Origin of the sequence: Actinomadura luteofluorescens (assembly GCF_013409365.1) — a bacterium.
Classification (GTDB): Bacteria; Actinomycetota; Actinomycetes; order Streptosporangiales; family Streptosporangiaceae; genus Spirillospora; species Spirillospora luteofluorescens.
In genome coordinates this window covers 8166007-8180201 of sequence record NZ_JACCBA010000001.1, presented here as the reverse complement: position 1 = coordinate 8180201, position 14195 = coordinate 8166007, and the positions used below count along the sequence as shown (strand labels likewise).

Below are 14195 nucleotides of genomic sequence, written 5' to 3'. Positions count from 1 at the left end.
CCTCGGTGCATGACACGTGCGGAGACGATGGGGCTGCGGGAGCGGACACGGCGCGCGGTGCGCGCCGAACTGGCCGAACTCGCGCTGGGACTGTTCATCGAACGCGGGTACGAGGGGACCACCGTCGAGGACATCGCCGCCGCGGCGGGCCTGTCCAAGCGCAGCTTCTTCCGCTACTTCCCGACCAAGGAGGACGTGCTGTTCGGCGACGTCGACGAGCTCGCCGGGCGCATCGCCGACGACCTCCGCTTGCGGCGCTGCGACGGCACTGCGTGGGAGTGTCTGCATGCCGTTCTGCGCGAGTGGGAGCCGCGCATTCACGCCGCCCAGCGCGACCTGACCGGCATGCGCCTCATCGAGACGACCCCGGCGCTCCGAGCCCGTCTGCACCAGAAACGCGACGAGTTGCGGGACCGGATCAGCGCCGCGCTGAGGGAACGGCCCGGCGCCTCCCTCGACGCCTTCACAGCCGACCTGCTCACCGCCGCCGCCGGCGCGGCCCTGGACGTGGCCGCCCGGGAGTGGCTGCGCTCGGACGGCACCGCCGACCGCGCCGCCCTCATCGACCAGGCGTTCACCCTGCTGGCGCCGCGCCTGTGAGGGGCGTCCGCCCTGGGACGTCCCGCGTCCCGATGGACGATCAGCCCGGCCGCTCCTGGGGAGCGGCGTCGGGCGGTGCGACGAGGGCGCCGGCGAGCGTGTCCAGCCCGGCCTTGATGCGGTCCAGTGGCATGCCGCGCGCGCGTCGCTGGTGGAGGAACAGGTTCGCGGCGAGGGGGGCGAGGAGGGCGTCGGCCAGGTAGGCGGCGTCGGCGTCCGGGCGGACCTCGCGGAGCAGCAGCGTCAGATGCCGGTGGTAGAGCCTGTACGAGCCGTCGCGGAAGCGGGCCTCGGGTGGGTCGGACTCGGCCATCAGAAGCAGATCCGCCTGGGCCTCGGTCCGGTCGGCCAGGGCGTGCAGGAAGGCGCGGACGCGCTCGGCGGGGGCGGCGCCCGGGCCGAGCGGCGGGGGGCCCTGGATGAAGGCGGCCTGGAAGTCGCGCTCGCGGTCGTCGATCACGGCGTAGACGAGGCGGGCCCGGTCGCCGAAGCGGCGGTACACGGTGCCGACCCCGACCCCGGCGGCCCGCGCGACCTCGTCCATGGTGACGGCCTCGGGGCCGCGGGTCGCGATCACCTCCGCGGCCGCGCGCAGGATGCGGCGGCGGTTGTGCGCCGCGTCCGCGCGCTCGGCGGGCGGCCGCCCGACCACGGGCAACTCCCGCATCCAGTCCCCTCTCGGCACGGCACCCCAGCGTAACGGGTTTGTATCCGGAAAACTCTCCGGTTATGCTCGCTAAGCGGAAACTTCTCCGATTAGTGGCGGGAGCTGAGATGACGGCGGATCTGGCAGGACGGGTGGCGCTGGTGACGGGGGGCGGTCGCGGCATCGGGGCGGCGATCGCGCGGCGGCTGGCGCGGCACGGCGCCGACGTCGCGGTGACCTACGTGCGGGCCCCGGAACGGGCCGCCGGCGTCGTCGAGGAGATCGAGGCGGCGGGCGTGCGGGGGCTGGCGATCGCCGCCGACGCCGCCGACCCCGCGGCCGTCGTCGCGGCCGTCGACCGGACGGCGGCCGAACTGGGCCGGCTCGACATCCTGGTCAACAACGCGGGGATCGCGCCCTACGGGCCTCTGGAGGACGTGACGGCCGCCGAGCTCGACCGGACCCTGGCGATCCACGTCCGGGCGGCGTTCGTCGCGGCGCAGGCGGCGGCCCGTCATCTCGGGCCGGGCGGGCGCGTCATCAACATCGGCAGCAGCCTCGCCGAGCGCGTCCCCTACCCGGGCTGGACGCTGTACGCCATGAGCAAGTCGGCGCTCACCGGGCTCACCCGGGGCCTGGCCCGCGATCTCGGGCCGCGCGGGATCACCGCGAACGTGGTGCAGCCGGGCTCCACCGACACCGAGATGAATCCCGCTGACTCCCCCGACGCCGAGTTCGAGCGCGGGTTCACGGCTCTCGGCCGGTACGCGCGCGCCGAGGAGATCGCCGCCATGGTCGCGCATCTGGCGGGTCCGGGCGGGGACTATGTCACCGGTGCGGCGATCGCCGTGGACGGAGGGTACGCAGCCTGATGGCCTGGATCTATCTGCTGATCGCGGGGTTGACGGAGCTGGTGTGGGCGACGGCGCTGAAGCAGTCGGACGGCCTGACGCGGCTCTGGCCGACCGTCATCGGCCTGTCGGTCGCGCTGCTCAGCGTGGTGGTGCTGTCGCTGTCACTGCGGACGCTGCCGGTCGGGACGGCGTACGCGGTCTTCGTCGGCCTGGGGGCGCTCGGCGTCGCGCTGGTCGGCATGGTCGCGTTCGGTGAGAGCGCGTCGCCGGCCCGGCTGGCGTTCCTCGGCCTGATCGTCGTCGGCGTGGTCGGCCTGCAGATGCTGGAGGGCTCTTAACGGGGTAAAGATCGGGCAGAGTGGGGGCATGGCGAGGGAGATGCTGGGGATCGACATCGGCGGGTCGGGGATCAAGGGCGCGCCGGTCGACCTGTCGGACGGGTCGTTCACCCGGGAGCGGTTCCGGGTGGACACGCCGCAGCCGTCGAAGCCCAAGGCGGTCGCGAAGGTGCTCGCGCAGGTCGTGAACCACTTCGGGTGGGAGGGGCCGGTCGGGGTCACCTATCCCGGTGTGGTGATCGGCGGCAGGACGATGTCGGCGGCGAACGTGTCCGGGCACTGGATCGGGCTGGAGGCGGAGTCGCTGATCGCGGACGCGACCGGCCGGGAGATCACGCTGCTCAACGACGCGGACGCCGCGGGGATCGCGGAGATGCGGCTCGGCGCGGGCCGCGGCCGGCGGGGCACGGTCGTCGTGCTCACGCTGGGGACGGGGATCGGCAGCGCGCTGTTCACCGACGGCGTCCTCGTCCCGAACACCGAGTTCGGGCACCTCCAGATCGACGGCGAGGACGCCGAGATCCGCGCGGCGGCGAAGGCGCGGGAGGAGCACGACCTCAGCTGGAAGAAGTGGGCGAAGCGGCTCAGCGTCTACATGGGCCATCTGGAGGCGCTGATCTCCCCCTCGCTGATCATCGTGGGCGGCGGGGTGAGCAAGAAGTCCGAGCACTTCCTCCCGCTGATCGAGGGCGTCCGGGCGGAGATCGTCCCGGCGCGGCTGGTGAACAACGCGGGCATCGTGGGGGCGGCCATGGCGGCCGAGGCCGCTGATGACAGAGCGGCCGAGGCCGCTGATGACAGAGCGGCCGAGGCCGCTCATGACAGGGCGGACGAGGCGGCGCGTTCGGCGGAGGCCGCACGCTAGGACGTCCGGAAGCGGACGGTCGCGATCTCCCAGGGCCGCAGTGCCAGCGTGGCCGTCCCGTCGTGGACGTCGAGCGGGATGCCGGGGTGTCCGCGCAGGTCGACGCGGGTCGCCTCGGTGAGGTCGCCTCGCAGGACGGCCGTGGTGGGGTGGGCGCACTGGGCGACCATGCGGGTCTCGGTCCAGCCGTCGCGAAGGCGGAGCGAGGTCATCGCCACGCCGTCGCCGGTGATCGAGAGGCCCGCCCGGGGGGCCGGGACAGGCAGGGCGGCGCGCCCGTATCCGACGGCGGTGAGCAGGTCATGCCGGTAGGTCTCGGCGGCCTGCAGGACGTCGGTTCCCGGCGCCTCGCCGGAGTACGGCATGATCGCGAGGCCGACCGCGCGCTCGCCGCGGCACTGGGCCCCCGGGGTGGGCAGTTGCGGTCCGGCGGGCTGGTCCCGGTAGGCGTTGCGGTCCCGTGACAGGTAGCCGATCGAGCGCAGCAGGGTGAGCGCCATCTCCCGTCCGCCGAGGACCTCGTACTCGGTGGCGTGCTCCAGCAGGACGGCGAGGCCGCCGGCGGCGACGAACCCGGACGCGGGGAACGTCGGCACCGGCCGCTCCCCGAAGCCGCCCTCGGCCGCGGGCCCCCGCTCGACGATCGCGAACTGCCCCTCCGCGAAGGACGAGCCGGCCTGGCGCGGCAGCGACATGTGCAGCCGGACGCGATGGTCGTCGCAGCGGTTGTCGAACGTGACGTGCAGCCGGAGGAAGGGCTCGCCGGCGCGCAGCTCGGCGCGGGTGCTGACGGTCACGTCCTCCTCGGCCTCGGACCGGGCGTCGCGCGAAGCGTCCCCGGAGGCGGGCCACCGGTACGTCCGGACGATGTCGAGCGCGGCGACGAGCGGCCCGTCCCACACGGGACGGACGTCGACCGTCAGGGGGTCGCCGACGATGCGGTCCTCGGCGGGCGGGGCGTAGTTGTAGGAGTCGCCGAGGTCGCCGCCGTCCACGACGCGGCCGACCCCCTCGACGATGTGGCCGGACGGGGTGCGCAGCTGGAGCGTGCCGTCCACCCGGACCTCGGCGCGCAGCAGCCCGTTGTCCAGGACGTGCCCCTCGGCCGTCACCGGCCCCTCGGCGGCACCGGCCGGCGCGGCAGGCTGGACGGCGGTGAGCCCCAGCGCGGGCACGTCGACCAGCGCGGCGACCGTGCGGCGCGGGTCGGCCACGATCCGGACCCGCCAGTCTCCGTCCGCATCGCGGAGCGCCTCCCGCACCTCGCCGATGTCGAACGGGACCTCGGCGCGGGACGTGACGTGGAAGGTGAGCGTGCGATCCGCCTGGGACACCGCCCAGTCGCGGATCTCCTGCCCGAACAGCACCCGCCCGTACACCCGCTCCAGAAGTATCGGCAGCTCGGAGGCCGGGTGGACGGCGTCGTCCAGGACGGTGGGCGCGATGTCGAGCGTCTGCACGGGGACGGGCCGTCCGTCCCCCGTCACCAGACCGGGTTCCCCTTCGCACGGAATGTCCAGGGTGACGAGGCCGGTCCGGGCGGCGGGGGTCGGGTTGAACACCAGGTGCGAGCCGAGAGGTACCGTCGCGGCGCGCTCGGCGGTCACCAGGTCGCAGACCGCGCGGCCGAGCTGCTCGGCCTCCGCCATGCGCGCCGCGACCTGCTCGGCGGTCTCGTCGCTGCCGCATCCGGTGACCGAGTCGTGGCAGCTCACCTCGATGAGGCGCCGCCACGCCAGGTCGAGGAACCGCTGCGCGTCGCCGGCGTACCAGAGGGCGGTCAGGGGTTCGGCGTACCGCTCCACGAGCCGCTCGGCGCGCCCCATGAGCTGCTTGAGCCGGACGCGGGCCGACAGCACGCCGGGAAGGATGTTGGCGCGGGCGTGGGACCGCAGCTCGCCCCGGACGTGCGGCAGCCCGTCCACGGACGGGGTCTCGCCCGCGAAGTAGCCGGCGAGCGTGTCCAGCCGCATCGCGGGCCCGGCCGAGGCGACCCGGTCGGCGAGGTCGGCGGCGGGCGCGGTGTGGTCGGCCCCGTACATGGCCAGCAGGGGGCCGCCGCCCGGGTACCAGCGGCCCATCGCCTCCGCGAACCCGGCGACGCGGCCGGGCAGCAGGGACGCGCCGTCCTCGAACTCCTCGAACATCGACGCGGCGTTGCCGTAGCCGCCCTCGGGGAGGTACTGGGTGCGGATCGCGGTCCCGTCCGGCGCCTCCCAGGCGAACGCGCGGGTGCGGACCCGGTCCGGGACGCCGCGCCACACGCAGGCGTGCTCGATCCCCGCGAGCCTGAGGATCTGCGGGGTCTGCGCGCAGTGCCCGAACTGGTCGGGAAGGTAGCCGACCATCATCGCGGCGCCCAGCTCCTCCGCGCGCCGCAGCCCGAGCTCCAGGTTCCGGACGATGTTCTCCCCCGAGCACAGGAACTCGTCGTGCAGGATCTGCCAGGGCCCGACGGCGAGCCGGCCCTCCCGGACGAGCGCGGCCATCCGCTCGCGCCGCTCGGGGCGGATCTCCAGGTAGTCGTCGACGGCGGCCATCTGCCCGTCCAGGGTGAAGTGCCAGCGCGGGTCGGCCTCCATCCCGTCGATGACGCCGTCCAGCAGCGACACCAGGCGGAGCCGGAAACGCTGGAACGGCAGGTACCACTCGCGGTCCCAGTGGGTGTGCGGCACGACGACGATCTCTGAGTCCTCGGCCCGGCCTGCTACCCGCACAGTGCGATCACCTCGTTCTCGTGGGTCTCCAGTCGATGCATGCCCGCCGCCTCCGCCGGCATCCGGACGCGGTCGCCCCGGACGGCGGTGCGGCGCCCGTCCGGCCGGACCAGCACGGTGCCGTCCGCGCCGAGGGCGACGAGCTCGCCGTCGACGCGCAGCAGCACCGGCGCCTCCAGGCCGGCGGACACCGCCGTCCGGCCCGCCGCGATCCCGCCCAGGACGTCGTCTCCTTCGGCGAGGACCCAGGTGACGGGCTCGCCGAGGCTCTTCTCCTGCGCCGGGTCGTGGAAGTCGCTGCCGCCGAGCGGGACGACGCCCTGCGGACGCCAGACCTGCGCCCAGGCGAGCGGGGCGCCCCAGCGGCGGTCCCACCAGGACGAATGCCAGATCTCGGCGTGGCGCGGCCGGTGCTCGGCGGGCAGCGGGCGGCGCCAGGCGCAGTCGCCGCTGAGCGGGTGGTTGATCGACATGAGCCCGCCCCGCGCGGCGGCGGAGGCCGCCCAGTCGGCGCTCGGGCCTCGGAAGTCGATCCAGCCGGTGTCGCCGAAGACGTTCGCGTGGCCGAGGTCGGTGGTGACCTCCTGGCCGGGCAGCAGCAGGATCCCGGCGTGCGCCCCGGCGGCGGGGAGCTCGGGGTGGTGGCTGACGGTGTTGTGGTCGGTGACCGCGAGGTAGTCGAGGCCCCGGGAGGCGGCGAGGCACGCCAGTTCGTGGACGGTGAGCGTGCCGTCGCTGTGGACGGTGTGCGAGTGCAGGTCACCGGCGAGCCAGCGCATCCCGTCCGGGGCGGGGAGACCAGGGCGGGACGGTCGTTCCGGCCGTGGAGGCGCTGTTTCGTCCGGCCGCGTTGGGGCCGTCCCAGAGGTGGTGACGGTGACCTCGTACGGGACGCCGTCCGGTGGAATGCGGTGCAGCCCGAGCCAGACGTGCCATAGGCCCGGTTCGAGCTCGCCGGGGAGATATCCGGGCGTCGCCCAGTCCGCGCCTATCGTGAACCGGCGGCGCGCCCCGCCGGACCAGCCGCGGAACCCGTCCGGCCCGTGGCAGCCCAGGTCGATCACACCGCCGTCGAAGGAGAGCTCGACCGTGATGGACGCCGTGCCCTGCGGCACCTCGAAGGGGAGCTCGTGTAGGCCCTGCTCCAGACGGTCCTCCAGGCTCCACCGTCCGCCGTGCACGGTCATCCGCTCTTCCCGTCCTTGGTCAGGGACGCCGCCGCCCTCCCGACCTCGTCGCCGTCTCCGGTCACCAGTTCGCCGTCGCGGTAGAGCAGGACGCGTCCCGGACGCGGCGACGCCCACCCCTCCGCGGAGAGCTGGACCTCGACGCCCTCCCCCACCACGACCCGCACCGTCTCGCCGTCGACGTCCAGGGTCACCAGGGAGGACGCGCCGAGGTTCTCCACCACTGACACTCTCCCGCCGAACGCCCCGTCCACCGGTTCGGTGCTGAACTCCATGTACTCGGGACGTACCCCGCACACGACCTCTTGCCCGTCCGGAACGAGGCCGCGCGCCTCCTCCGGGACCGGCAGCACGGTCCCGCAGGCCGCGACGGCACCACCGCGGACCGTGCCGGGCAGCAGGTTCATCGGCGTCGACCCGATGAACGAGGCCACGAACAGGTTCGCCGGACGCCGGAACACCTCCGCGGGCGTACCGATCTGCCGGATCTGTCCCGCCTCCATGACCGCGATCCGGTCGGCGAGCGCCAGCGCCTCCGCCTGGTCGTGCGTGACGAAAACCGAGGTGAACGCGAGGCGGTGCTGGAACCTCTTCAGGAACGTGCGGGCCTCCAGGCGGAGCCGCGCGTCCAGGTTGGACAGCGGCTCGTCCAGCAGGAGGACCCGCGGATCGGCCACCACGGCGCGCGCCAGCGCCACCCGCTGCTGCTGACCGCCCGACAGCTCCCCCGGGCGCCGCCGCTCCAGCCCCCCGAGGCCGAGCTCCCGGACGGCCTCGGCGGCCCGCCCGTACCGGACGGCGCGGCTCTGCCTCCTGACGCGCAGCGGGTAGGCGATGTTGTCCATGACGGTCATGTGCGGGAACAGCGCGTAGTCCTGGAACACCATGCCGACGTCGCGGCGCCCCGGCTGGAGCCGCGTCACGTCCTCGTCGCCGAGGCGGATCGTCCCGCCCGTGGCCGCCTCCAGGCCGGCGATCGTGCGGAGCAGCGTCGTCTTGCCGCAGCCGGACGGGCCGAGCAGCGCGAAGAACTCGCCCATGGCGACGTCCAGGTCGAGCGCGTCCAGGGCCCGGACGCCGCCCGGATAGACCTTCGTCAGCCGCCGGATCGTGATGGACCCCATCAGCGCTTGATCCCTCCGTGGAAGCGGAACCCGTACCGGCGGCTGACGAACAGGTACATGAGCACGACCGGCAGGGAGTACAGCAGCGAGAACGTGGAGATCAGCGGCAGGTCCGGCTGCCCGCCCTCGGTGTAGAACGTGTACATGATCACCGAGGCGGGGGCCTTGTCCGGGTCGCGCAGGAGCAGGAACGGCATGAGGAAGTCGCCCCACACCTGCGCGACCGTCCAGACCGCCACGGTGGCGAGGCCGGGCCGGATGACCGGGACGACGACGTGCCGCAGGACCTGCAGCGGCGAGGCGCCGAACACCCGCGCGGCCTCCTCGTAGGACGTGGGCGTGGCGTCGGTGAAGTCCTTCAGCAGGAAGATCGCCGCGGGCAGCAGCCCGCCGGTCAGCACCAGGATCACGCCGATCCGCGAGTCGATCAGGTGCAGGTTGAAGGCCAGCAGGAACACCGGCACCATCGCGGCCGTCCCCGTGATGATCGACGACAGCAGGAGCAGGACGTAGAGCAGCAGGTCCCGGCCGGGCACCCGGACCCGGCTCAGCGCGTACGCGGCCAGCGACGCGGTCGCGACCACGAGCGCGGCCGTCCCGGCGGCCAGCAGCACCGAGTTGCGCAGCGACGCGAGCGCGTAGGGGTTGTCGAGCAGGACCCGGAAGTTGTGCAGGGTGAACTCGGGCAGCGACGCCGCGATGCCCGGGTTCGCGTCGAACGGCGCGAACGCCAGCCAGAGCAGCGGCAGCGCGAAGAACCCGAGGACGGCCGACACGAACGTGGCCAGCCCGATCCGGCGCAGCGCCTCGCGCACGGCGGCGTTCACGCGGCCGCCTCCTCCGCCGCACCGGCGTGCGCCGCGCGGGCGCGGCCGCGGCCGCGGCCGCGGTCGCGCAGGGCCCGCAGGTAGACCAGCGCGATCATCAGGTTGATCAGGATCATGATCAGTGAGATGGCGGCGCCGAACCCGAGCCGGCCGTCGCCGAGCGCCGTCCGGTACACGTACACCGACATGATCTCCGAGCGCCCGTCCGGGCCGCCCGCGGTGATCAGGAAGGGGGTGAAGTCGTTGAACGTCCACAGGCTGACCAGCAGCAGGCTCGTCAGCAGATGGCCCCTGACGCGCGGGAACACCGCGTCGCGGAGCGTCTGCCAGGTCGAGGCGCCCGCGAGCCGCGCCGTCTCCAGATGGGACGGTGGAACGTTCCCGAGGGCCGCGCCGCAGAGCATCATCGAGAACGCGGTCCCGCGCCAGACGTTGAACACGACGACGCACGCCATCGGATGGTCGAGCAGCCACGCCGTGCCCGGGGTGCCGAGCACGGCGTTGAGGGTCCCGCCGTCGCGGTCGAGCAGCGCGATCCACAGGAACGCGATGACCGAGGACGGCAGGATCCAGGCCAGCAGCACCAGCCCCTCGACCAGACGCCTGACCGGGCCGGACCGGTCGCGCATCACCCACGCGATCGCGAAGCCGAGCACGGTCTGCCCGATCACCGCCGACCCCAGGACGAACTGGAGCGTCAGCCACAGCGACCGGTGGAAGTCCCCGTCGCCGAGCACGTCCCGGTAGTTGCCGGTCCCGACGAACCGCGGCTCGCTGGCTGCGACGCCGGTGAGCCGGTAGTCGGTCGTGCCCAGGTACAGCGTCCAGAGCGCGGGGAACACCAGGAACACCGCGACCAGGACCAGCGCCGGCGCGACGAACGCCGCGGCGCGCCCCCGGCCCAGCCCGGCCGCGTCGTCCCCGAAGGACGGCGCGGCCACGGGTGCGACGTCAGCGCGGGGCGACGTGGGCGGCGCCACCGGCGATCCCCTCCAGCTTCTTCGCGTACTCGGCGGCGGCCTGGTCCGGGCTCCTGCCCGCCACCACGCTCGCCGTGGCCTCCTGCAAGGCCGTCGACACCTGCGGATAGGCGGAGAGCCCCGGCCGGTACGAGGTGACGGGCAGCACCTTCTCCGACACGAACGTCAGGAACGGGTCGTTCGCGAGGATCTCCTTGTTCACGTCCGTCCGGGACGTGATCTCGGGGGTGCCGGCCGTCCGCGCCTTGACCATCTCCGGGGAGTTCATGAAGGCCAGCAGCTCGAACGCCTGCTGCGGGAACTTCGTGTTCGGGTTGAGGACGGTCACCGAGCCGCCCGACATGCTCACGAACGACTGCCCGCGCAGGCCCCGGCCCTGGGAGGCGGCGGGGATCAGCGCGTAGCCGACGTCCTGGTCGCGGGTGGCCATCTTCGCGACGCCGGTCTTCGGGTTGAGGACGTCCCGCCAGAAGTAGTCGCCCTCGAACAGGATGCCGATCTTGCCGGCGGCGAACTCCTCGAACGACTTGTCGCGCCCCTTGGCCTCCTGCTGGAGCTTGGGATCGCCGAGGCCCTCACGGCCGTAGACCTGCGCGTACAGGCCGAGGACCTGCTTGAGCGCCTGGCCGCCGCCCGTCCACTTGCCGTCCGCCCAGATCTCCGCGCCCGCCCCGGCCAGCAGCGGGAGCGCCCCCTGCATGCTGGTGGCCTCGCCCATCGCGGTGCCCGCGTTCAGCTGGATCGGGGTCACGCCGGGAAGCTTCTTCAGGGCGCGGCCCGCCTCGATGATCTCCTGCCAGCTCTTCGGCTGCCAGCCGGCGGGCAGGCCGGCCCGCGCGAACAGCTTCCGGTTGAAGAAGATGAGGCGGCCGTCGGTCGCGGGCGGGACGCCGTACCGCTCGCCCTCGAACGTCGCCAGCCGCTGGACCGAGCCGGGGATCCGCGACCAGCCCTCCCAGGCGCCGGCGGGGGCGCCGACCGCCTTCGAGAGCGGCAGGATGTAGCCGGCCTGGGCGAACTCGCCGACCCAGATGCCGTCGATGTCCATGATGTCGGCACCGGAGCGCGACTTCAGGTCGAGCGCCAGCTTCGTCTTGTACACCTCGTCGTCCACGCCCTGGCCGCGGAACGACACCTTCGCCGTCACGCCCTTGGCCTTCTGCGCGGCGACGAACTTCGGGATCAGCGTCCTGGTGATCCACTCGGCCTCTTCGGTGTTCTTACCGCCCGCGATGGCGTTGCGGGTGATCGTCAGGGAGAAGCTCTTGGCGTCCTTGCCCCGGTCGGGGTCCGCCGGGGAACCGCCGCCGCACCCGGCGAGCGCCGCGCCCGCCAGTGCGAGCGCGGCCGCCGCGCCGATCCGCCTCCTGGAGAAGTCCCTACTGGAGAAGACCATGGGTGACCTCCTACAAGCGTCACCACATAACGTGAACGAAGAATTCGATCACGTAAAGACTCGGAGATCGTTTTTCTGGTTCAGGGGTCCATCAGCTCGGCGGACCGGGCCGCGAACGCCTCCATGGCCTTCGCCGTGATCGGGCCGGGGGCCGCCGGGAGGATCGTCCCGTCCACGGCCCGGATCGGCTGGACGTCGCGGGTCGTCGACGTCAGGAACGCCTCGTCCGCCCGGTACAGGTCGTCCAGCGCGACGTCCTCCTCCTCGCCGCCGCACCACTCCAGCGTCAGCGCGCGCGTCACCCCGGCCAGGCAGCCGGACGCCAGCGGCGGCGTGACGAGCCGCCCGCCGAGCACGAGGAAGATGTTGCTCCCCGTCCCCTCGCACAGGTTCCCGGCGGTGTTGGCGAAGATCGCCTCGCCGCCGCCGCGCTCGCCGGCGTAGGCCAGCGCCAGCGCGTTCTCCGCGTAGGACGTGGTCTTGAGACCCGACAGGGCGCCCCGCTCGTTGCGCGGCCACGGCACGATCGTCACGTCCGCCGTCGCCGGGAACGGGGCCTGCGGGCCGGCGATGATCGACACGGTCGGGCCCGCGTCGCCGCGCGCGGAGCCGAGCGGCCCCGGGCCGCTCGTGTAGGTGATGCGTATGCGGGCCAGCGGCCACTTCGGGGCGGCCGCGAGCACCTCCAGCGTGCCCTGCGCGAGAGCGTCGTGGTCGGGCTCGGGCAGCCCGAGTCCGGCCGCCGACCGGGCCAGCCGCCGCAGATGCCGGGTCAGCGCGAACGGCTCCCCGTTCGCCGCCTTCACGGTCTCGAAGATCCCGTCCCCGACGAGCATGCCGTGGTCGAAGACCGACACCACCGCCCGCTCAGGGTCGAGCAGTTCCCCGTTCAGCCAGATCCTGGCCTGCTCCGTCACCGGAAGCCACCTCCAATAGCCGAGCCGCCTTCAGCTCGGTCTCGCGCCACTCGCGATGTGGATCGGACCCCCAGGTGATGCCGGCGCCGGTCCCGAACCGCAGCACGCCGTCCAGCGCCCAGAACGTCCGTATGCCCACGGCGAGGGCGCCGCGCCGGGAGTCCGCGTCCACCCAGCCGATGGCCCCACAGTACGGCCCCCGGGGGACGGGTTCGAGCTCTTCCAGCAGGCTCAGCGCGCTCGACTTCGGGGCGCCCGTCACCGAACCCGGAGGAAACGTCGCGGCGATCAGCTCCGGCCAGCCTCCCCCCGCCAGCCGCGCCCGCACCGACGACACCAGATGGACGAGCCCGGGATGCTCCTCCAGCGCGCACAGCTCGGGCACGCTCACCGAACCGGTCTCCGCGACCCGTCCGAGATCGTTGCGGACCAGGTCGACGATCATCACGTTCTCGGCGCGGTCCTTGGGCAGCAGGTCGTCCGCCGTCCGCCCGGTCCCCTTGATCGGACGCGACTCGACCACTCGGCCGTCCCGCCGCAGGTACAGCTCGGGCGAGGCGGAGGCGACCTCCAGGCCCGGCACCCTGAGCGTCATCGCGTAGGGCGCCGGATGGCGCTCCGCGAGCCTCGCCCCCAGCCCGGCGATGTCGGCGCCGACCGGCAACTCCGCGGACAGCACACGGCAGAGATTGGCCTGGTAGACGACACCGTCGGCGATCGCCCCGCGGATGCGCTCGACCCCCGCGACGTAGGCGGCCTCGTCGAGCGAACTCGTCCACCCCCCTGGCCCGGCCCACGCGCCCCCCGGATGCGGCGCGGGCCTCACCGTCTCGAACCGGGCGCACGTGACCGCCCCCTCGTAGGTCACCACGACCGCCCACCAGCCGCGCGAATCCAGCGCCCCCAGGTCGGACGTCACATCCGCGAGCCCGGTGGCCAGCAGCCCCCCGGCATAGGCGAAGCTCACCCCAGCACGCACCCGAACGAATCGGACAGGCCCGCCAGCCCCGCCTCGGTCACCACCAGCGCCCGCCGCGTACTGCCGCGCTCGAACCAGCCGAGCTCGATCATCCGGCTGGTGAGCGCCTTCCCGAGAGCCCCGTTCAGGTGCGGCCGCCGCTCCGTCCAGTCGAGGCACTGCCACGCGAACCTCCGCCGCGCGCTCCGCAACGCCTCGAGATCCAGGCCCAGCGCCCCGAGACGCTCCTCGCCCTTCTCCGTCACCTCGTAGGCGTCGCCGCCCGCCGCCTCGATCAGGCCGCCGTCCACCAGCGCCGCGAACAGCGCCACCCCGGCGATGCCCGCGAGATGGTCGTAGCACGTCCGCGCCTCGTGCAGGCGCCGCGCGTCCCGCGACTGCCGCAGGCTGTTCACCCGCACCGGCGGGCTGATCCGCGACAACGCCTCGATCACCTGGGCGACCTCGCTCCCCCGCAACCGGTAGTACCGGTGCCGCCCCTGCTTGACGACCGTCACGAACCCGCCGTCCAGCAGCCGCGACAGATGCGCGCTCGCCGTCTGGGCGCTCACCCCGGCCGTCCTCGCCAGCTCCCCCGCCGCGAGCGGCCGCCCGTCCAGCAGCGCCGTCAGCATCGCGGCCCGCGCCCGGTCCGCGAGCAGAGCCGCGACCGGCGCGAAATCCACACTCACGACCTGTTCCGAGCCCATGCCACCGAGCCTAGGCGACCCACCCTTCGACCAGCGCCGAAGCATCCCCGCACCGCACCACCGCGCAAACCGGTTC

14 protein-coding genes are annotated in these 14195 nt (G+C 73.4%); 4 read left to right on the top strand and 10 right to left on the bottom strand.

What is annotated here, in order from left to right; all coding sequences use genetic code 11:
* The first annotated feature begins 9 nt into the window (after positions 1-9).
* Positions 10-600 carry a TetR family transcriptional regulator gene (locus tag BJY14_RS37710; RefSeq protein ID WP_218905765.1) on the top strand — a complete coding sequence of 197 codons (591 nt, stop codon included), beginning with the start codon at positions 10-12 and terminating at the stop codon, positions 598-600.
* 40 nt (positions 601-640) lie between these two features.
* Here the strand turns inward: BJY14_RS37710 and BJY14_RS37705 are convergent, their stop codons facing one another.
* Complete coding sequence (locus tag BJY14_RS37705; protein WP_179847971.1) at positions 641-1267, bottom strand: TetR/AcrR family transcriptional regulator; 627 nt, start codon at positions 1265-1267, stop codon at positions 641-643.
* Between the two features lie 107 nt (positions 1268-1374).
* Here BJY14_RS37705 and BJY14_RS37700 point away from each other — a divergent pair, with 107 nt between their 5' ends.
* From BJY14_RS37700 to ppgK, 3 genes are read left to right on the top strand one after another with little or no spacing between them, the layout of a single operon-like run.
* Positions 1375-2118, top strand: a complete 744-nt coding sequence (locus tag BJY14_RS37700) for an SDR family NAD(P)-dependent oxidoreductase (protein ID WP_179847970.1) — start codon at positions 1375-1377, stop codon at positions 2116-2118.
* Entirely contained in the window at positions 2118-2438 is a 321-nt protein-coding gene (locus tag BJY14_RS37695; RefSeq protein WP_179847969.1) for a DMT family transporter, read from the top strand. The genes BJY14_RS37700 and BJY14_RS37695 overlap by 1 nt, the downstream gene beginning before the upstream one ends.
* A 28-nt stretch (positions 2439-2466) precedes the next feature.
* Positions 2467-3303: a polyphosphate--glucose phosphotransferase gene (gene ppgK / locus BJY14_RS37690; protein WP_179847968.1), complete on the top strand. Its 837-nt coding sequence runs from the start codon at positions 2467-2469 to the stop codon at positions 3301-3303.
* Here the strand turns inward: ppgK and BJY14_RS47515 are convergent.
* The 9 genes from BJY14_RS47515 to BJY14_RS37645 all read right to left on the bottom strand — a co-directional run bounded on the left by BJY14_RS47515 (position 3300) and on the right by BJY14_RS37645 (position 14119).
* A complete protein-coding gene (locus BJY14_RS47515; RefSeq protein ID WP_179847967.1) occupies positions 3300-6020 on the bottom strand; it encodes a glycoside hydrolase family 38 N-terminal domain-containing protein in 2721 nt (906 codons plus the stop codon). The genes ppgK and BJY14_RS47515 overlap by 4 nt on opposite strands.
* Positions 6011-7207: a CehA/McbA family metallohydrolase gene (locus BJY14_RS37680; protein ID WP_179847966.1), complete on the bottom strand. Its 1197-nt coding sequence runs from the start codon at positions 7205-7207 to the stop codon at positions 6011-6013. Before BJY14_RS37680 ends, BJY14_RS47515 begins: the two co-directional genes overlap by 10 nt.
* Positions 7204-8331, bottom strand: coding sequence for an ABC transporter ATP-binding protein (locus tag BJY14_RS37675; RefSeq protein WP_179847965.1), 1128 nt, complete (start codon positions 8329-8331; stop codon positions 7204-7206). The genes BJY14_RS37680 and BJY14_RS37675 overlap by 4 nt, the downstream gene beginning before the upstream one ends.
* Entirely contained in the window at positions 8331-9158 is an 828-nt protein-coding gene (locus BJY14_RS37670; RefSeq protein WP_179847964.1) for a carbohydrate ABC transporter permease, read from the bottom strand. The genes BJY14_RS37675 and BJY14_RS37670 overlap by 1 nt, the downstream gene beginning before the upstream one ends.
* Positions 9155-10099, bottom strand: coding sequence for a carbohydrate ABC transporter permease (locus tag BJY14_RS37665; protein WP_179847963.1), 945 nt, complete (start codon positions 10097-10099; stop codon positions 9155-9157). Before BJY14_RS37665 ends, BJY14_RS37670 begins: the two co-directional genes overlap by 4 nt.
* A gap of 10 nt (positions 10100-10109) precedes the next feature.
* A complete protein-coding gene (locus BJY14_RS37660) occupies positions 10110-11534 on the bottom strand; it encodes an extracellular solute-binding protein (protein WP_179847962.1) in 1425 nt (474 codons plus the stop codon).
* A gap of 80 nt (positions 11535-11614) precedes the next feature.
* Complete coding sequence (locus BJY14_RS37655; protein WP_312879614.1) at positions 11615-12451, bottom strand: aminotransferase class IV; 837 nt, start codon at positions 12449-12451, stop codon at positions 11615-11617.
* Positions 12402-13418 (bottom strand): chorismate-binding protein, encoded by a 1017-nt coding sequence (locus tag BJY14_RS37650; RefSeq protein ID WP_312879613.1) that lies wholly within the window; start codon positions 13416-13418, stop codon positions 12402-12404. Before BJY14_RS37650 ends, BJY14_RS37655 begins: the two co-directional genes overlap by 50 nt.
* Complete coding sequence (locus tag BJY14_RS37645; protein ID WP_179847961.1) at positions 13415-14119, bottom strand: ArsR/SmtB family transcription factor; 705 nt, start codon at positions 14117-14119, stop codon at positions 13415-13417. Before BJY14_RS37645 ends, BJY14_RS37650 begins: the two co-directional genes overlap by 4 nt.
* Positions 14120-14195 lie beyond the last annotated feature (76 nt).